At 59.6% G+C, this 17,884-nt stretch carries 16 protein-coding genes; 12 read left to right on the top strand and 4 right to left on the bottom strand.

Annotated features, from left to right (window positions below):
• Positions 1 to 28: 28 nt before the first annotated feature.
• A complete protein-coding gene (locus HJC00_RS27030) occupies positions 29 to 745 on the bottom strand; it encodes a GntR family transcriptional regulator (protein ID WP_168254699.1) in 717 nt (238 codons plus the stop codon).
• A gap of 259 nt (positions 746 to 1,004) precedes the next feature.
• On the opposite strand from HJC00_RS27030, the gene HJC00_RS27025 reads away from it, so the two are divergent.
• From HJC00_RS27025 to HJC00_RS33195, 12 genes are all read left to right on the top strand, one after another.
• On the top strand, positions 1,005 to 1,715 hold the full coding sequence (locus HJC00_RS27025; RefSeq protein WP_168254698.1) for a GntR family transcriptional regulator: 711 nt from the start codon (positions 1,005 to 1,007) through the stop codon (positions 1,713 to 1,715).
• Positions 1,712 to 2,623: a dihydrodipicolinate synthase family protein gene (locus HJC00_RS27020; protein ID WP_168254697.1), complete on the top strand. Its 912-nt coding sequence runs from the start codon at positions 1,712 to 1,714 to the stop codon at positions 2,621 to 2,623. The genes HJC00_RS27025 and HJC00_RS27020 overlap by 4 nt, the downstream gene beginning before the upstream one ends.
• Positions 2,616 to 4,133, top strand: coding sequence for an aldehyde dehydrogenase (locus HJC00_RS27015; protein WP_168254696.1), 1,518 nt, complete (start codon positions 2,616 to 2,618; stop codon positions 4,131 to 4,133). The genes HJC00_RS27020 and HJC00_RS27015 overlap by 8 nt, the downstream gene beginning before the upstream one ends.
• On the top strand, positions 4,130 to 5,476 hold the full coding sequence (locus tag HJC00_RS27010; protein ID WP_168254695.1) for an FAD-binding oxidoreductase: 1,347 nt from the start codon (positions 4,130 to 4,132) through the stop codon (positions 5,474 to 5,476). The genes HJC00_RS27015 and HJC00_RS27010 overlap by 4 nt, the downstream gene beginning before the upstream one ends.
• Before the next feature lie 78 nt (positions 5,477 to 5,554).
• Positions 5,555 to 6,406 (top strand): glycine betaine ABC transporter substrate-binding protein, encoded by an 852-nt coding sequence (locus HJC00_RS27005; protein ID WP_221164858.1) that lies wholly within the window; start codon positions 5,555 to 5,557, stop codon positions 6,404 to 6,406.
• Between the two features lie 91 nt (positions 6,407 to 6,497).
• Positions 6,498 to 7,589, top strand: coding sequence for a glycine betaine/L-proline ABC transporter ATP-binding protein (locus tag HJC00_RS27000; RefSeq protein ID WP_168254693.1), 1,092 nt, complete (start codon positions 6,498 to 6,500; stop codon positions 7,587 to 7,589).
• 13 nt (positions 7,590 to 7,602) lie between these two features.
• Positions 7,603 to 8,448, top strand: coding sequence for a proline/glycine betaine ABC transporter permease (locus HJC00_RS26995; RefSeq protein ID WP_168254692.1), 846 nt, complete (start codon positions 7,603 to 7,605; stop codon positions 8,446 to 8,448).
• Positions 8,448 to 9,302: a proline/glycine betaine ABC transporter permease gene (locus HJC00_RS26990; protein ID WP_085739312.1), complete on the top strand. Its 855-nt coding sequence runs from the start codon at positions 8,448 to 8,450 to the stop codon at positions 9,300 to 9,302. The genes HJC00_RS26995 and HJC00_RS26990 overlap by 1 nt, the downstream gene beginning before the upstream one ends.
• Before the next feature lie 20 nt (positions 9,303 to 9,322).
• A complete protein-coding gene (locus HJC00_RS26985) occupies positions 9,323 to 10,321 on the top strand; it encodes a 4-hydroxyproline epimerase (RefSeq protein WP_168300939.1) in 999 nt (332 codons plus the stop codon).
• A gap of 24 nt (positions 10,322 to 10,345) precedes the next feature.
• On the top strand, positions 10,346 to 11,335 hold the full coding sequence (locus HJC00_RS26980) for a GlxA family transcriptional regulator (RefSeq protein ID WP_168254690.1): 990 nt from the start codon (positions 10,346 to 10,348) through the stop codon (positions 11,333 to 11,335).
• A gap of 328 nt (positions 11,336 to 11,663) precedes the next feature.
• Positions 11,664 to 11,981 carry a hypothetical protein gene (locus HJC00_RS26975; RefSeq protein WP_168254689.1) on the top strand — a complete coding sequence of 106 codons (318 nt, stop codon included), beginning with the start codon at positions 11,664 to 11,666 and terminating at the stop codon, positions 11,979 to 11,981.
• Between the two features lie 797 nt (positions 11,982 to 12,778).
• Positions 12,779 to 12,982 carry a S8 family serine peptidase gene (locus HJC00_RS33195; protein WP_221160049.1) on the top strand — a complete coding sequence of 68 codons (204 nt, stop codon included), beginning with the start codon at positions 12,779 to 12,781 and terminating at the stop codon, positions 12,980 to 12,982.
• A 53-nt stretch (positions 12,983 to 13,035) separates the two neighbouring features.
• On the opposite strand, the gene HJC00_RS26965 is transcribed toward HJC00_RS33195, so the two are convergent.
• From HJC00_RS26965 to HJC00_RS26955, 3 genes are all read right to left on the bottom strand, one after another.
• Positions 13,036 to 15,168, bottom strand: coding sequence for a DNA/RNA non-specific endonuclease (locus HJC00_RS26965; protein ID WP_168254687.1), 2,133 nt, complete (start codon positions 15,166 to 15,168; stop codon positions 13,036 to 13,038).
• Between the two features lie 214 nt (positions 15,169 to 15,382).
• Complete coding sequence (locus HJC00_RS26960; protein ID WP_125460989.1) at positions 15,383 to 15,625, bottom strand: hypothetical protein; 243 nt, start codon at positions 15,623 to 15,625, stop codon at positions 15,383 to 15,385.
• Positions 15,626 to 15,632: 7 nt separating this feature from the next.
• Positions 15,633 to 17,129: a S8 family serine peptidase gene (locus tag HJC00_RS26955; protein ID WP_221135299.1), complete on the bottom strand. Its 1,497-nt coding sequence runs from the start codon at positions 17,127 to 17,129 to the stop codon at positions 15,633 to 15,635.
• Positions 17,130 to 17,884 lie beyond the last annotated feature (755 nt).

Here is a 17,884-nt window from a genome sequence, read left to right as displayed (position 1 = left end):
CTGAGCCGCCCCGTCCAAAGGCCAAGCGTCAGACCTGTTGCGCATCCTTCTCCTGCGACGAGCCGGGCTCGACCGGAAGATCAGCCTTCATGTCGTTGGGCACGACATAGAGTTCCATGTTTTCGCGCGACAGTTCCCAGTGCTTGAAGACCAGGTCGACGACGGCGTGTTCGTCATGGGCTTTGATCGCGTCGATGAAGCCGTCATGGTGCTCGACAGCCAGTTGAAGGCGCTGCCGCATGTCATCATTGCGCGGATGGAAAAAGGTGTGGCCGATTCGGGCGTGATCGATAAGCAGCCGCCCGAGGCTGGGCTGCAGATAAACGTTGCCCGACATCTCACCCATGATCTCGTGAAACCTGTTGTTCTCCAAGACCATTTCAAGCGTATCGAGATTCTCACTGGCGGTTCGAAATTTCTCCTGCGTATCGCGTAGTTCCGACAACTGCCTAGGCTTGAAGTTTTGCACCGCCAGCCGGCCGATTGCTGCATAAATCATTGGCGCTATAAGAAAAAAATGGCGCAGAGTTGAATGATTCAGCGGGATAACGCGCGCGCTTCTGTTTTCCCGCATGTCAATGTAGCCTTCTCCTGCGAGGCGCCGAAGCGTGTCCCGTACGGGCGTGCGAGACAGGCCATACTTCTCGCTGAGGCTGACCTCATCCACATCCTCGTCGGGGTCGAGTTCCATCGTGAGGATCTGACGCTTGAGATCATCGTAGAGAGTGCTCTTGCCGCTCTTCATTCAATTCATTCCCCAGGCAGAAGTGTCCGATCTGCGATTGGCTTAAGGCCGACCGTCGCCGTTGGCAATCTCGATATTCAGTCGGGGCTCGCGTGACAGTGCTCTTAATTTTATCACTTTGCACAACTGTATATTTTCGGTGTAACTATTGTGTACTTTCAAAATACAATTTTGTTGACTCATCTAAAATCTCATGCAAGCTTGTCCTCATAAGCCGACAGCGCGATGCGCGGGCCAGGTCACACATCGGGGATTTGAGATGAAGGGCGGCAAGAGCGAACTCTACGACGATCTCAAGCGCCGGATCCTGACGATGGAACTCGATCCGGACGAAGACCTGGATGAAGTGTCGCTGAGTGAAAAATACGGCCTGTCACGGACCCCGGTGCGGGAGGTCTTCCGTCGCCTGGAAGGCGAAGGCTACGTGGATATCCGCACCAACCGCGGCGCTCGGGTCATCCCGATGAACCACTCGACGCTGCGCCACTTCTTCCTGGTCGCCCCGATGATCTACGCGGCGATCGGACGCCTCGCGGTTCGGAATTTCAAGGTGAAGCAGCTGTCCGAGTTGCAGACAACCCAGGAACAGTTTCGGGCCGCGAGCATCTCGCACGATGCGCTTTCGATGACCCTCGCCAACAACCGGTTTCACGAGATCATCGGCGAGATGTCGGGCAACGAGTACCTGCAACCGAGCCTCGGCAGGCTGCTGATCGATCATGCGCGCATCGGCCACACATTCTTCCGCCCCCGCAACGCGGACATGCAAGAGCGGCTTCGAAAATCAGTCGGTCATCATGACGGGTTCATCGCGGCGATCGCCGCCCGTGACGAAGACGCTGTCGTCGACCTCGTGTTCGAACACTGGGAACTGTCGCGCGAGAACATGGAAATGTTCATCGCACCCCAAGCACTCAAGGCGGACGCACTGGTCGTAACGCCGACGCAATCCACGGAGAAGTCATCATGAAATTCGAAGGCATCTACACCCCGGCGATCACGCCGCTCGGGCCTGACAGGCAGATCGACCGTAAGGGGTTTGCGGCAGTGCTGGAATCGCTGATCGAAGCCAAGGTTCATGGCATCATCGTCGGCGGATCGACGGGCGAATATTACGCTCAGAGCGCCCAGGAACGCTTCGAGCTTGCCGCTTACGCCAAGGATGTCATCGGGACACGCCTCGCCCTTGTCATCGGCACCGGTGCAACGCGGACCGAAGACTCCGTTGAATATGCCAAGGCTGCGAAGGAAATCGGCGCTGACGCGATCCTGGTCTCGTCGCCGCCCTATGCGCTGCCGACGGAAAAGGAGAATGCGATCCATGCCTTGACGATCGACCGCGCCGCCAACCTGCCGATCATGCTCTACAATTATCCGGCCCGCATGGGCATCACCATGCGCGAGGACTATTTCTCCCGCGTGGGCCGGTCCAAAAACGTCGTGGCAATCAAGGAAAGCTCCGGCGAAATGGCCAACGTCCATCTCCTGGCGCGTAAGTTTCCGCATATCCGCCTTTCCTGTGGCTGGGACGACCAGGCCCTGGAATTCTTTGCCTGGGGTGCCAAAAGCTGGGTCTGCGCCGGCTCCAACTTCCTGCCGCGCGAACATGTCGCCCTCTACGAAGCCTGCGTCCTTGAAAAGAATTTCGACAAGGGCCGCGCGATCATGACGGCGATGCTGCCGCTGATGGACTTCCTCGAATGTGGAAAATTCGTCCAGTCGATCAAGCATGGATGCGAGATCATCGGCCTGAAGACAGGGTCCGTGCGCGCGCCACTGCGCCCGCTCAATTCCGAAGAAAAAAGAACCCTTGAAACCGTTGTCGCGACTTTAAAGCGCACGGTTGCCCAAATCACGTCGGGAGCCAACAATGCATGAACCCTTGAACGCGGCCGAATACAAGGCAATCGCCGCCAACCTTCATTTGCCGACCAACGCCTTTATCGATGGCGCCTTCCGCCCGGCGAAATCCGGCAAGACATTCACGACGACGAACCCTGCGACCGGCGAGACGCTAGCCGAGATCGCGGCCTGTGACGCTGTTGATGTCGATGATGCGGTTGCAAATGCGAAAACGGCGTTCGACGACGGTCGCTGGCGTTTGTTGCCTCCCGGCGACCGGAAGGCGGCCCTCCTCAAACTCGCCAAGCTCCTGGAGGAAAACCGCCACGAGCTCGCCGTTATGGAAAGCATCGACAGTGGCAAGCCGGTGCGCGAATGCCAGACAGTCGATGTGGCGGACACGATCCACACGATCCGCTTCCATGCCGAACTCATCGACAAGCTTTACGACAACACCAACCCGGTCGGGCCGAATGCCCTTGCCATGGTGGTGCGCGAACCGATCGGCGTCGTCGGCTGCGTGCTGCCCTGGAACTTCCCGCTCTTGATGCTCGCCTGGAAGATCGGACCTGCGCTTGCATCGGGATGCTCCGTCATCGTCAAGCCCGCGCAGGAAACCACACTTACCACCCTTCGTGTTGCAGAACTGGCTCTCGAGGCCGGCATCCCCGCGGGCGTCTTCAATGTCGTCACCGGCAGCGGCAAGGACGTCGGTGAGCCGATCGGCCTGCACATGGATATCGATATGGTCGCCTTTACCGGATCGACGCCGACCGGACGTCGCTTCCTGCGTTACTCGGCGGATTCAAACCTCAAGAAGGTCGTGCTCGAATGCGGCGGCAAGAACCCGGCCGTCGTCCTCGATGATGCCGAAGACCTCGACCTCGTTGCCGAGCAGGTCGTCAACGGTGCTTTCTGGAACATGGGCGAGAATTGCTCGGCGACGTCTCGCCTGATCGTCGACAGCAAGATCAAGGATGAGTTGCTCGAACGTATCGGCGCCTATCTGCGCGAATGGAAAACCGGCGATCCGCTGGATCCAGAAAATCGCATCGGCGCTCTGGTCAGCAAGTCGCACTTCGACAAGGTCAAATCCTTCCTCGACGACGTGAAGAAGGAGAAGCTATCGCTCACCCATGGCGGCGAGACCCTGAAGGGCATCTTCATCGAACCTACCGTCGTCGATGGCGTCACCCCTGCGAGCCGCCTTTTCCAGGAGGAGATCTTCGGGCCGATCCTGTCGGTAACCACGTTCGAAACGTTGGCGGAAGCCGTGAAGCTGGCCAACGACACCAATTATGGCCTCACCGCTTCGGTTTATACCGGCAGTCTGCGCAAGGCGATCAAGCTGTCGCGCGAAATCCGGGCAGGCCTGGTCACCGTCAACTGCTTCGGCGAAGGTGACGCCTCGACGCCCTTCGGCGGCTACAAGGAATCGGGTTTTGGCGGCCGCGACAAGTCGATCTTCGCCCACGACAACTACTGTGAACTGAAGACGATCTGGATCGATATCTCCGAGCGCTCCGTGGACGAGACGATCCGATGATCACCAAGTCCGTCAAGCGCTTGCCTTTTGAAAACGGCGTCTCGGGCTGGGAGGCGATCAGCAAGCGACCGTTTCCAGTCCGGAGCCTGGAAGGCAACGTGACCGCGGACTGGTTGGTGATCGGCGCGGGCTTCGCGGGATTGTCCGCGGCCCGCCGCCTGAAAGAGCGTCGTCCACAGGACAAGGTCGTCATCCTTGAGGCTAGTGAATTGGGGAAAGGCACTTCGGGACGAAACTCGGGCTTCATGATCGACGTCCCGCACAACCTCTCGTCCAGTGAATATTCAAGCGGCAGCGTCGATGCCACACAGATGGAGATGGCGCAGAACCGCTCCGCGATCGCCTTTGCAGCGCAAGCGGCCGATGAATACGAAATGCCCCGCGAGACCTTCGATCCCTCGGGCAAGATCAATGCTGCCGCAACCGCGCGCGGCATGAAGCTGAACATGGCGTTCGGGCAATCGCTGAAGGGTGCGGGCGAGAAGCATGTGTTTCTCGACGCCCGTGAAATGCGCGACATCACCGGGTCGGACTATTATCTGAGCGGGCTCTACACGCCCGGCGCGGTCCTCATCCAGCCGGCCGACTATATCCGCAGCTTCGCCGCCGGGCTGTCGGAAAGCGTCGATGTGTACGAGCGCTCGCCCGTGACCGGGTTGAAGCGCGAGGGCGGAACCTGGACTGCCATTTCGTTGCGCGGAACGGTCACGGCCCCCAGGGTCATCGTCGCCGTCAACGGCCATATCGAGGATTTCGGTCACTTCGGCGGCAGGCTGATGCACATCTTCGCCTACGCCTCGATGACCGCACCCTTCGATGCCGATGGCGTGGGCAAGGAAAAATCAGGTCGCGACAAGTGGGCTCTTCTTCCCGCCGACGCGATGGGCGCCACTGTGCGCAAGCTTACCACTGGCGGGCAGTCGCGGATCGTGATCCGGACGAAATATACCTACGACACAACGGTAAGCGTCAGCGAACGGCGTATGGCGAAGATGGCGAGCGAGCATCGCCGCTCCTTCGACGCCCGGTTTCCGGGCCTTGCCGAAGTGCCGTTCGAATACAGCTGGGCCGGCCGCCTTTGCCTGAGCCGCAACCATGTCCCGGCCTTTGGCGAGATCGACGAGGGGCTCTATTCGGCCTGCTGCGAAAATGGCCTCGGTACGGTCAAAAGCACCCTTGCGGGCATGATGGCTGCCGACCTCGCCACCGGTACGACCTCCCGAGAACTAGAAGAATACATGGATCACGCGCAGCCCTCCCGGCTGCCGCCGGAGCCGTTCGCCTGGCTCGGCATCAATTCCGTGATCCGTTTGCAGGAATTGCGTGCAGGCCGCGAGGGATGATCCCTCGCCGCGCAATGTGAAGACTGAGCCCAGCGCGAGGCTTCAACGATAATGGGAACGCAAAATTAGGAGCGAGAAATGAAGACTCTGTGGAAAGCATTCTGCGCAGCGGCGATGATCGGGATGACCGTCATGTCGGCGCATGCGGAAGAAAAGACCATCACCATCGGCACGATGTCCTGGGAAGACTTGACACCGATCACCGGGATCACCAAGAAAGTACTCGAAGATTCCGGCTACACCGTAAAGGTCGTCCCGTTCTCCGAGTGGGGCATCGCCTATGCCGCCCTGGGCAAGGGTGACGTCCAGATCCTCGCCTCGCAGACGGACTACGTCGCGCAGGATTACTGGGACAAGAACAAGAAGCGCCTCGAAAAGATTTCGCCGGTCTCGCACGGCCTGTTCCAAGGCGTCGCTGTTCCGAAGTATGTCACCATCGATTCCATGGATCAGCTGAACGACAATGCCGACAAGTTCGGCGGAAAGATCGTCGGTATCGAGCCGGGCTCGGGCCTGATGAGGGACACGGCCAATTCCGTGAAGGCTTATGATCTCAAGCTGCAGCTCGTCGAAGGCAGTACGGCCGCGATGACCGCCGCGCTGAAGTCCGCCACCGATCGCAAGGAATGGATTGCCGTGACGATCTGGGAGCCGTCCTGGATGATGCAGAAATACGACGTCAAGTTCCTTCAGGACCCCAAAGGCGTCTTCCCTCCACCGCAGAGCTACTACTGGATCGGGCAAAAGGGCTTTTCCGCGGAGAACCCGCACGCCCGTGAAGTGATTGCCAGCGTTTATGTTCCGCTTGCCGACATCACCGCGATCAACAGCGCCGTCAACGACGGCAAGACGATGGACGAGGCGATCAAGGACTGGACCGACAGCCATGCCGACCTCCTGAAGCGCTGGGAAAACATCGCCACCGAATAAAGCCGAATGCCGGGCCTCCACATGTTTGGCGGCCCGGCTCCACATTCCACGAATGAGAATGCCGGTATCAAACCGGCTCGCGGGGAACGCTATGACCATGTCAATGAATGATGCCGGCGATATCCTGATCGACTGCCAGTCGGTCTGGAAGATATTCGGAGCCAAGGCCAAGGCGGCCGTCGAGGCGGTAAAGACAGACGGCTTGTCCAAGAAACAGATCCTGACGGACTACGACTGCGTCGTCGGCGTCTCGGACGCCAACCTTCAGGTTAGGCGCGGCGAGATCTTCTGTATCATGGGACTGTCGGGCAGCGGCAAGTCCACGCTCATCCGGCTGCTCAACAGACTGATCGAACCGAGCCTTGGCAAGATCCTCGTCAAGGGCAAGGACATCTCCGCCCTGAATGCCGCCGAACTCCGCGACATTCGTGCCCGCAACATCGGGATGGTTTTCCAGAGCGTCGCCCTGCTTCCGCACCGCACCGTTCTGGAGAATGCCGCCTTCGGACTTGAGGTTCGCGGCGTCGGCAAGGAAGAACGATACAAGACAGCCCGCGCGGCGCTGGACAAGGTTGGCCTGTCCGACTGGACGACACGATACCCTTCCGAATTGTCCGGCGGCATGCAGCAGCGCGTCGGCCTTGCCCGCGCCATCGCCGCCGATCCCGAGATCATCCTGATGGACGAACCATTCAGCGCGCTCGATCCGCTGATCCGCCGCCAGCTTCAGGACGAATTCCGGCAACTGACCAAGTCGCTTGGAAAGTCGGCCGTGTTCATCACCCACGATCTTGAGGAAGCCATCCGGATCGGTGACCGCATCGCCATCATGAAGGACGGGGTCATCGTCCAGGTCGGTAATGCCGAGGAGATCGTGACCAAGCCTGCGGACGACTACGTCGCCGAGTTCGTTGCCGGGATTTCCAGGATTCATCTGGTCAAGGCGCACTCCGTCATGATGCCGGTTGCCGAATACACGCGCAGCCACCCGAATGTCGATGTTGGCTCGCTGCTCCGCACCACGCCCGAAGCGGATATCGGCGCCCTGATCGAACTGACCATGCAATCGAGCCGCGATGCCGTCGCTGTTGTCGAGGGTGGCAAGGTGGTCGGCATCGTTACGATACGTGGCCTGCTCTGTGGTGTCGCCGGCAGTCCCGCCACCGTGCCCGCTGCGGCATAGATCGGAGATGGTCATGGACACGTCCCTCATCACTGACAGCTTCGACGAGAAGATCGACGATGCGCTGAACTGGATCAGCGACAATGCCTCGTGGCTATTCGACAGCATCCGCGCCGTTCTGGAGGGCACCTATGACGGCGTCCTCTGGCTCGTGCAGCTTCCACCATTCTATGTGATCGCCCTTGTCGCGGCGGCGCTGGGATGGCGGCTGATCAACGTGCCGGCCGGGCTTCTGGTAGGCGTCGCCCTGCTCGGATGCGCGGTGATGGGACTGTGGGCCGAGACCATGAGCACGCTGGCCCTGGTGATCACGGCCACGTTCATGGCGCTGCTCATCGGTATCCCTCTTGGCGTCGTGGCCGGCTTCGTCAAATCTTTCGACAGGTTCGTCGAACCGATCCTCGATCTCATCCAGACCCTTCCGCCCTACATCTACCTTCTGCCGGCGATCGCTTTGATGGGATACGGACCGGCCACGGCTCTTCTGGCGACCGTCATCGTTGCCATGCCTCCGGCAATCCGCCTGACATCGCTCGGCATCCGCCGAACCCCGCGCGAGTTCATCGAGCTCGGGCAGGCAAGTGGCCTGACGCCGTGGCAGATGTTCGTCAAGATCAGGCTGCCCTTCGCAATCCCGAGCGTCATGGCAGGGATCAACCAGAGCCTGATGATGGCGTTTGGGATGGTGGTGATCGCAGGCATCGTCGGTTCCGGCGGGCTTGGCGAAACCATCTACAGCGCGGTGAGAACGCTCGATATCGCCACCTCGATCAACGCCGCCATCGCCATCGTCATCCTCACCATGGTGATCGACCGACTGACCCAGAGTGCGGCGCGCCGCGCCAATGGAGGCAAGTGATGGACCTGGACCTTGTTCGTTTCTCCCCCGGCGCTTACCTCGCCCCGGTCATCGACTGGCTGAACGCCAATTTCCATCCCTTTTTCGACATGGTGACGAAAGTGATCGAGGCCGTTCTGGGCGGCCTTGAATCGAGCCTGCTTTACCTGCCCTTCTACGCGGTCATCCTCATTGCCGTGGTTTTCGCTGCCGTCGTCGTTAATGTTCGCGTCGCGGTAACCAGCGCGATCGCGCTGACCTTCTGCTTTCTGGCGGGCCTGTGGGAGGCATCGATGCAGACGCTCGCTCTGGTGACGGTGTCGGTGTGTATTTCGGTGTTGATTGCGTTTCCGCTCGGCATCCTGGCATCCCGTTACCGCAAGTTCGAGGCGGCCATCCGTCCCGTGCTCGACATCATGCAGACGGTCCCGCCTTGGGTTTATCTCATCCCTGCCGTGATGATCTTCAGCCTCGGCCGCGTGCCTGCCATCATCGCCACGATCGTCTACGGCGTGCCACCGATGCTGCGATTGACGACGCTGGCCTTCAGTCAGGTTCCGAAGGACCTGCTGGAACTCGGGCAGGCCACAGGCGCCTCGCCCCGCGCCATCCTGTTCAAGATCGAAATCCCCGCGGCGACGCCAACACTGCTGGTGGGGCTGAACCAGTGCATTCTTCTATCGCTCGCCATCGTCGTTCTTGCAGGTCTCGTCGGAGCGGGTGGTCTTGGTGCCGAGGTGACGCGCGGCCTGACACGAATGGAAATGGGGCTTGGCCTTCGTGCGGGCCTTGCCATCGTCGCGGTCGCAATCTTCCTCGACCGGCTGTCGCGTGGTGCCCTTCAGCGCAAAGCACCGGCTACGGCCGGAAACTGACATATTCGAAAGGTCTTATCATGCGGCGCAGCTTCTTCTGCATTGACAGCCACACCTGCGGCAATCCGGTCCGTCTCGTTGCCGCGGGCGGCCCGCTTCTTCCGCATCTTCCGATCACTGAGCGCCGGGAACTGTTTGTCCGCGATCATGACTGGGTGCGACAGGCTCTGATGTTTGAACCGCGAGGCCATGACATCATGTCCGGCGCGATCATCTATCCGGCCTATCGCGAGGATTGCGACTTCGCGGTCATCTTCATCGAAGTCAGCGGATGCCTGCCGATGTGTGGCGCCGGCACGATCGGTCTCGTGACCGCCGGCATCGAGGAAGGCCTGATCACGCCGCGGGTAGAAGGCAGGCTTTCCATCGAGACCCCGGCGGGCCGTGTCGATATCCAGTATGAGAAGCCCGGCGAATTCGTGGAATCGGTGCGGATGTTCAACGTGCCGAGCTATCTCCACGCCGCAGACATTGCCGTCGATGTCGCAGGCATCGGGCGCCTGATCGTCGATATCGCCTATGGTGGGAATTACTACGCCGTGGTGGAGCCGCAGGCCGCGTGGTCGGGACTGGGCGGCATGTCCGCCAGCGATATCGTCGATCTCAGCGTCAAACTGCGCGACGCATTGGCCAAGATCTGCGATCCGGAACATCCGGATGACCCAAGGATCAGGGGCGTGCATCACGCTCTGTGGTGCGACACGCCGACCAGCGACAAAGCCGACGGGCGTGGCGCTGTCTTCTACGGCGACAAGGCCATCGACCGGTCTCCTGGGGGTACCGGCACCTCGGCACGCATGGCCCAGCTTCACGGCAAAGGTCGCTTGCCTGCCGGCGAGACCTTCCGCCAGGAAAGCCTGATTGGTACGGTCTTTGAAGGGCGCATTGAGGCAGAGGTCGACGTCGGTCCGTTCCACGGCATCAAGCCGAGTGTCGGCGGCTGGGCACGCATCATCGGCCACAATACGATCTTTGTAGACGATCGAGATCCTTTGGCGCACGGTTTCCAGATCAGATAAAGGCCAAAGCGCGGTGGAGTTGAGATGAAATCGTTGGAGCCAAACGCGCCTGTCGACCGGCTGAAGATCGGTTTCGTGCTCGCGAAATCGTTCACGCTCTCTGCCTTCGCCCTCTTCGTCGACACGCTCCGCCTGGCGAGCGACGAATTCGACAGGTCAGGCCGGGTACTGGCCGACTGGGAGGTGCTCGGCAGCACGCGGCATCTGACAACGTCCAGTTGCGGCGTCAAGCTCGCGCCGACATCGGACTTCGTTGATCCCAGCCAGTTCCAGTACATTGTCGTGGTCGGCGGTCTGCTCAACAACGGTCCATCCGTCGACCAGGAAACGGTCGACTTCCTGAAGAAGGCATCGACAAAAAAGGTCAAGCTGATCGGTGTGTGCACCGGCTCCTTCATCCTTGCCGAAATCGGCCTGATGAAGGAGCACCGGACCTGCGTCAGTTGGCTGCACTACAACACGTTTCGCGAGCGCTTCCCCGACCACCAGGTTCGGTCCGATCGGATTTTCAACCTCGACCGGACAAGGGGCTCCTGCGCCGGCGGCAGCAGCGCCGCCGACATGGCGGCATTGATCGTCCGTCGTCACATCAGCAAGGAAGCCGAGCGCAATGCGCTCGAGGTTCTCCACATTGAAAAGGCGCGAACCGCGCTTGCCATCCAGACCCGCAAGCCGCTCTCCATCGAGTGCAAGGATCCAAGGATTAGGGCCGTGCTGATCATGATGGAGCAGCATATCGAGGGTCGATTGCCGATCGAGGAACTCGCCGCATCGGTCGGGCTCTCCAGACGACAGCTCGAGCGCCTGTTTATGGGGGAAACCAAAAGCTCCCCCGCCCTCGTCTACCGACGGGTGCGGATGGAACGCGCCAAGCAACTGCTCATCAAGACTAAAGCCTCCTTGATCGAAGTAGCGCTCGAAGTCGGCTTTGAAAACGCCTCCCACTTCTCCCGCGCCTTCTCCCAGACATTTGGAAAAAGCCCAACGAGGATGCGCGCTACCGAGTTGAGCTAGCGGGCACTTTGACAATTTGGTGAGATACGTTCCCCAGATTACGATTCATTGATCGCCTTGCAGGGATGCGAAACCGGCGTCCCGTCGCCACATTCGGCTAAGCGCTGAGGAAGATTTGGATACCAGCGACGCAAACAGCACGGTCCTATAACGTCGCAAGGTCGCGCGGCCACATCGCGTTGGCATTCGCTCGGAAGCGACTGAACTACGAGATTTCAATCAACGTGTACAGGACCGGCGATGGAAATAGGTGTTCGCGTCCGGCTGGTTTGGTGTTGTGCGGCTATCTGAAGCTGGCTATTCAGGCAGGCGCGATGGGGAAGCTTTGATGACCACAAATCTCGAGAGGCAGTTCGACACGGCAATGATGTCGATCTACCAGCGGGCCAAGACCGAGGCCAGATACAATGCCAACGTTTTTCTGGGTATGCTGAATGATCGCGGGGGGCTTGCAACGGCGCGCTATCTCATAAATGCCACGTCACCTTCCGAGGGATACACGAACCTTTGGGAGCGCAACAGGCTCGATCTCACCGTGGAGGCACTGGTGCTCGACAACAGCAAGTGGCGTTCGCTCTTTACGGAGAATGAGCTTGCCAAAGCCAGGGCCCGGCTTGTCGCTTATAACTACCAGTTTCCGCATTGAATGCTGAGGCCGTCTCCCTGGCATTGTCACCGCCGCTCAACGATGCACATCCGCAGAATGGGTCGGGATACCGGTTGCCGGGCAAGCTGAAAAGCGCCTGATTGCAGGTCCCGCTTCGACTAGGCCGGGAGATACACGACCTGTCCCTCGGACCGACCGCAACGAGCGTCTTGTCATCGAGGAAAACCAATCCCGGGACCTCGCCCGGAAGCGTCGCGGTGGTGTCGATCTGCTGCACGGCCTGCCCGTCGCGGGTGTCCAGAAGGACGATGGTGCTTTCATCGGCACCAATCGCAAGAAGCGGGCTTGAAGGCGCAATGGCACAGGCCCTGAGATCCGAATATCTCAGATGCTCTTCCAGATTCCAGATTACTCGGGACCACAGGGCATCGCGGTCGAAGATGTAGCGCCTGATGACGTCGTCTTGCGCAACGGCGAGCAGTGCTGCCCGGGTCCCAGCCGCGGTTTGGGGTCATTGCTGGAGGGGTTCCAGTGGGCGCTTTCGAGCGGTGCAAACGTGATCTCGACGTCGCTCGGCTTCGATTTCCCGAGCTATTGCGAGTGGCTGGTGGAAAAAGGGTACGCACCAGAAGCAGCGACCTCTCAAGCGCTCGAAACCTTCATTCGCCTGTTCGAATGCGCTGCTGGAGATGAACAGGCGCCAGCAATCGATTGGCCGTTCCGCCGTCGTCGTTGGCGGCAGCCGGCAATGAAAGCGGCCGGGACGCGGCAAAACCCTTGTAATCCAGCGGTCGAGCCTTTCTGCAGCCATCGGCGTGATTTCGGTCGGCGCCGTCATGGAGGCGGACGACGGGCTGACGGTCGCGCCGTTTCCAATCCGACGCTGGTCGGTCTGGGCGTCGGTATCGTTTCGCCCGGGAAGATACAAGACCAGGAAAGATGCATTGGAGGCCTTGGGCGGCACCAGCATGGCATGCCCCCACATCGCCGGGTTGGCGGCCCTGCATTGGCAGGCCGCCGCAAGTCATGATAGAGCGTAGGCGCGGGACGGATGACTGTCCCGCTCGTTGTCCCTACCCCCAGCACCCCGGTGCTACCGCACGAAGCGGATATCGGTGAGATCCGCGATCTGGCGCGGCGACCTGTCGAAGCGTGCCTCGTCATCCCCCGCCAGGGGATCCACGGCGACAAGCTGACCGAAGTCGATTTGGGTCCTCGCCTGGATTGTCGCAATCCGGGTCTGGATCACACCGTCGACGTGGCTTGAGGCAAAAGGCCCGAACACAAACTCCTCCTCCGGCAGCAAGTCGGGTTCCTGGCCCATTTCGTAACCGGTCGCACACAGCTTGCCGGTGTCATCGTGAATGAAGGCAATGATCTTCCAGAAGCGCAATGGAATTCTCACGCCGTATAGCTCGGGATCCTTGTCGGTGAAGTACGGTCCGGTGAAGACCGAAATCCGCATCCTGTCCTGACGGGCATGTCCGAGAGCGTAATCTTCGAGTTCCAGCCAGACCGGTGAATTGAACGATTGCATCTGCGGCGTGGCATTGGTCACATGCATGGAATCCGCGTTGCCGCGGGTAGCGATATCCGGCTCGCCCCAGGCCGGGTCTTCCCTGCGGGTCATATGGCCACGGCTGAACCTTGGCGGATCGCCGTAACATTCGTTCATGATCTGCTGCGCGCGCGGGATGCGAGGATCCCACCGCCAGCTTGGACGCTTGGTCTTCTTGGCAAGCGAACCATTGATATTGACCGCACTGAAAAAGCACATGCGGCGGCTCTCGCTCATCACCACCGAGAAATGCTGGTAGCGCAGCGTAGTTTCGGCCTTACCCTCGTATTGGAACGACAACACGTCCTTGGCTGCTTCACCGGTGACCACCGGCAAGGCGACGGAGGCTTCATTCGCCTCGTGATCATCGTCCATGTCATCTGAATCGTCGGCGTGGAGAAACGCCGCGCGGTATCCCTTGCGATCACGGTAGTCGGCAACCGCTGCCTCCTCGCCGTCAAGGTCCGCCGTCTGCGTGATGTCAGGCCCTCTGCGCGGGATCGGCTGCGAAGGTTGATAGGCAACCGGCTGGCCGACGCTGATCGACACCGTCACCGGAATGGTCACGGACGCCGTCGCAAGCGCAATCGTATGATCCTGGACCGTCGAGGATGTGTTTTGCGATCCATGGGACACTTCGACTCTGGTATCGCGCCTGGTGGTTCTATTTGCTGCATGCGGCTTCAGGACCTTGGCAAGAAGGCTGCGGATCGTATCGGCTGGAACACCATAGTTCGTCGCCATGAACCGGCCACTGAAATGCAGGCCGAACGCCTCGCCGCTTGAAAGATCAAGCACGCAGGAGCCCGAATTTCCACCAAGGGTCGTGCAATTGTGGAGAAGCTTGCCGTCTTTGACTGCGGTGATTGCACCAGGGGCGAGCCGCTTCTTGTTATAGACCCTGCCGTAGAGATCTTCCATCAGATCCACGTCCGGGATCCTGCTGTCGAATGCTGGATAGCCGATTACCGCGACACCGTGGGACGTGCCGGGATTTGCCGCCAGAGGAATGGGATCGGCCAGCTTCGCATCGCCGCTCACGAGTTCGACCTGAAAGAACGCGACGTCAGGTCCCGGCTCCTCTTCGATGTAGAGAGGCTTCAGAAGACGGAAAACCAGTTCATCGGGATTGTCGATCTCCTCCAGGAAATCGACGCCGGCCTTCATCGGGCCGTCTGTGCCCTGCTTGAAGACGAATCCGCTGCCATTGTGTTCGGAGAACTCTTCGGCGACGTGGCGGTTGGTGACAATGATATCGTTGCGTACAAGCCAGCCGGTCCCGACCCAGTCGAACTCGGCGCCCGAAAGTTCGATGCGGCCGGCGGCGCGAATGGCAATATCAAGGGCGGGCGCGGCATCGGTCAGGCGTTGCTTCCAGATTTCGCTGTCGGCCTGGTCCTTGAAGACCAACTCCGCCTTGTTTTCCCGGATGGCCAGGATCGGCCGCTCCCGTCGAAGGATGATGCTCTCTTTGGTGATCTCGGCAAGAAGAGCGCGATGCTCCTTCGGTTCGGGTTCCGCGTTGAGATCACGCTGGACCGCAAGTTTGGGAGAAGCCAGCGTTTTTGGTGCAAGGTCGGCTCGTTCCTCTGCGAGTTCCCTGTCCTGCGATCCACTGGCAGCATTCAGCGCACGAAGCCGCTGCAGTCTCGTTTCCAGATCCGTCATCGCCATCCCCTGCTCAACGATGACGAAGTCTAATATACATTTGCGACGGTTGTATAGCGGCGCGCCACCTCAACTTGCAGAGCAGAGGCCTCGTGTGGCGGAAAACTAAGGGGAATGGTAATCGACGCTATGAACCGACGGATTGACCCACCGAAACCCTTGGTCGAGGTCGCCAACGCGACTGAAACGTTCCTGAAAAAATCGGCTAAGACGATCAGCCGGCCTTCTTTCGCGTATCGGGAACGGAGTAGCGTTTCATCGGGATGGTGATCCATCCGTTCAGGCTCTTGGTTACCGAGCGGATGGTCTCCTCATCGCCCTCGATCAACAGTGAGGACGCCTTCTGGTCAACGACGGTCGCACCGGCCCGCCCGATCTTCTCGGCGGTTTCATTCGAGGACGGCCCTGTCGGGCTGTTCTTCCTCAATATCACTTGTTGCATAACCATGTCGCTCATGATCATCCTATCCTGGAAGTCCGAAGCCCTCGAAATCCCGGCCAAAACCAAGCGGTGTCGCCGAGCCGAAGAGCTTGTCTCTAAGCGCGGTGCTTTTTTCGGCACCGTTCAAGCCTAATATAGTCGCATCCTGCCCCAAAAGATAGGCCGCATAGCCAGCCAATGCGGGACTTGCCATCGAGGTTCCACTCATCGCGCCGAATGTCCCTCCAGGCAAGGTCGAGACAACGCCGACACCAGGCCCCGTCAGATCAATTTGCGGTCCAAAATTCGAAAATGCGCCCACGAAAGTATTCTCCCCTCCGTATGGCCTAGCGACATCTCCAGCCTCCGAAGACGCTGCCGGAAACGAATTCGTCCATCCCATCGCCGTAACAGCGATACAGAACGGCAGCGCGGCAGGATAGCTCACCGGCTTTCGGCCGTCATTGCCGGCGGCGGCTATTACCAGGACGCCGCTGTCAAGTGCCGATCCAATTGCCGCTCTGATCGCCTCGTCCTCCTCGCCGCCGCCAAGGCTAAGATTGATGATGTTGCATCCATCCTGAACAGCCCGATCGATTGCATTCATGATGTCGTAGTTGGTCGCGTCTCCACCGTTATGGGGAAAGACCCGGTAGCTTCTCAGCGTAACGCCGGGCGCGACGCCGGCGAGGTCGATGTCAACCGTCGGTCTGGCACCAACGATCCCTGCCACATGCGTGCCGTGTTCGCCTTCGACAGCGGCCGGCCCCCAGTCGGCGATCTCGCCAGGATCGTCCTTCGTTTCCTCAAGAACCATGTTTGCCCCTCCCGAAATATTGGGTAAGAGGGGGTGGTTCGGGTCGATGCCGGTATCGACGATGCCAACAACGACCCCGTCACCCGCCGTCGCGGGAAGAACGTCGCGAAACCGCCGTAGGGCAAGCAGCTGGTTTGAAAGATCGATCGTTTCAAGCTGCACGATCGCGCCTGCCGCCAGCGTGAAATTGCGCTCAAAGCGCCCCCAGTGGCAGGCGGGGCCATAGACGTAGATGCGCTCAAGCTTTACGCCGGGCGCAATTCGCAATCGGATCTCGCCATTGGCGTCTGTCGAGCCGTCATCTCCGGCCCTGGTACGGAAATTGGTGAATGCTACAACCCGGGCGCCGGAAAGCGAGTTTCCATCGGTATCCTCGACGCGAAGCACGGCACCTTGGCCTGGTTGCGCAACAACCGCGGCCGCCGCTGCTCGCTTCACCTTGTAGATGGCCCGCATCTTTTCATAGGTAATGAGGGGAACGATCTTGAGGGCGGGCTCCTCCAGTCGAAGCTCCAACTCCGTCTCAGGCGTCATCTCGACAAGCTTTGGCCCATCGACGCTGACCGAGTCGACAACTTCGACCTTGCTCATCGCCTCCCTGGTGAGGGCGGCCGTTCCACCGGCGGCGGCAGCAAAGGGTATTGTCAGCCTGAGCGCCGCGGCCTGAGCAAGGACCGGCGACCGAAATCCGTGCGCCGGAAGGACAATATATTGTTTCAGCATAAGCACCTCGGAAGATCCAATACACACGATCAAAAGCGACGGTGGTGCAACTGATACGACAAATAAGATGGTCTGATAAGTGGCAGTCGCGGACTTCACTTACTGCCCGTCAATGAGGCCACCCGAGCCCGCGCAAGTCGGTATTGCCGGCTGGACTGGCGCCACCAGAGCTCCGATTGTTAAGATATAGCGAGGGCTCACCTGGCGTTCTGTTCCGGCTGGCCGACTGCGTTCTAGACGTTCGCGAAAGTGTTGACGAGCTGCACCAAATAATCGGACGTGAGGCAATATCTCGCCCCCGCGGTTCAGATACTGGTGTCCCTTGGTTGGTTTGGAAGAGACCAAGAATAAATGGCCGAAGTAAACCGAGGGTACAGCGCGTTTGCCTCCGCGGAAACAGCTCCTCGATCGAGTGCGCTTTGAACGGACCTGAACTCACGACCCCAATAGTTTCGGCTTCCAGAATTCACGAAGCTGCTGATGTTACATAATAATGACTCTCGATCGGGCGAATGCAGCGGCCGCATTCGAAACTACCGCCTTGGTGCCTTTTCAGCCTGGTCAGTGTGGTGTCGTTTTGCATTTGATCGTGAGTCTAGTTCTAACAGTTTCAACAAGATAGCCCGCTACTTAATTTCAGACTTGGCATTAATTCGAGATTCTGGCTTCGTTTTTTGGCACTTAATATGAGATTCGCCGCCGGGGCAAAGATGGCTGCCTATCACCAAACTTCCATCAGAAAATTCCCGCGTATT

The organism is Rhizobium sp. NLR22b (assembly GCF_019685295.1).
Taxonomy (GTDB): domain Bacteria; phylum Pseudomonadota; class Alphaproteobacteria; order Rhizobiales; family Rhizobiaceae; genus Rhizobium.
This window is presented reverse-complemented; position numbering and strand designations above follow the sequence as displayed.

Excerpts from the sequence above, each read along its gene's own strand:
- HJC00_RS26955 (WP_221135299.1), bottom strand. The coding sequence starts at position 17,129 with ATGCTGAAACAATATATTGTCCTTCCGGCGCACGGATTTCGGTCGCCG.
- HJC00_RS27020 (WP_168254697.1), top strand. The coding sequence starts at position 1,712 with ATGAAATTCGAAGGCATCTACACCCCGGCGATCACGCCGCTCGGGCCT.
- HJC00_RS26960 (WP_125460989.1), bottom strand. The coding sequence starts at position 15,625 with ATGAGCGACATGGTTATGCAACAAGTGATATTGAGGAAGAACAGCCCG.
- HJC00_RS27030 (WP_168254699.1), bottom strand. The coding sequence starts at position 745 with ATGAAGAGCGGCAAGAGCACTCTCTACGATGATCTCAAGCGTCAGATC.
- HJC00_RS26980 (WP_168254690.1), top strand. The coding sequence starts at position 10,346 with ATGAAATCGTTGGAGCCAAACGCGCCTGTCGACCGGCTGAAGATCGGT.
- HJC00_RS33195 (WP_221160049.1), top strand. The coding sequence starts at position 12,779 with ATGGAGGCGGACGACGGGCTGACGGTCGCGCCGTTTCCAATCCGACGC.
- HJC00_RS26985 (WP_168300939.1), top strand. The coding sequence starts at position 9,323 with ATGCGGCGCAGCTTCTTCTGCATTGACAGCCACACCTGCGGCAATCCG.
- HJC00_RS27010 (WP_168254695.1), top strand. The coding sequence starts at position 4,130 with ATGATCACCAAGTCCGTCAAGCGCTTGCCTTTTGAAAACGGCGTCTCG.
- HJC00_RS27015 (WP_168254696.1), top strand. The coding sequence starts at position 2,616 with ATGCATGAACCCTTGAACGCGGCCGAATACAAGGCAATCGCCGCCAAC.
- HJC00_RS27025 (WP_168254698.1), top strand. The coding sequence starts at position 1,005 with ATGAAGGGCGGCAAGAGCGAACTCTACGACGATCTCAAGCGCCGGATC.
- HJC00_RS26965 (WP_168254687.1), bottom strand. The coding sequence starts at position 15,168 with ATGACGGATCTGGAAACGAGACTGCAGCGGCTTCGTGCGCTGAATGCT.
- HJC00_RS26975 (WP_168254689.1), top strand. The coding sequence starts at position 11,664 with ATGACCACAAATCTCGAGAGGCAGTTCGACACGGCAATGATGTCGATC.
- HJC00_RS27000 (WP_168254693.1), top strand. The coding sequence starts at position 6,498 with ATGACCATGTCAATGAATGATGCCGGCGATATCCTGATCGACTGCCAG.
- HJC00_RS27005 (WP_221164858.1), top strand. The coding sequence starts at position 5,555 with ATGAAGACTCTGTGGAAAGCATTCTGCGCAGCGGCGATGATCGGGATG.
- HJC00_RS26990 (WP_085739312.1), top strand. The coding sequence starts at position 8,448 with ATGGACCTGGACCTTGTTCGTTTCTCCCCCGGCGCTTACCTCGCCCCG.
- HJC00_RS26995 (WP_168254692.1), top strand. The coding sequence starts at position 7,603 with ATGGACACGTCCCTCATCACTGACAGCTTCGACGAGAAGATCGACGAT.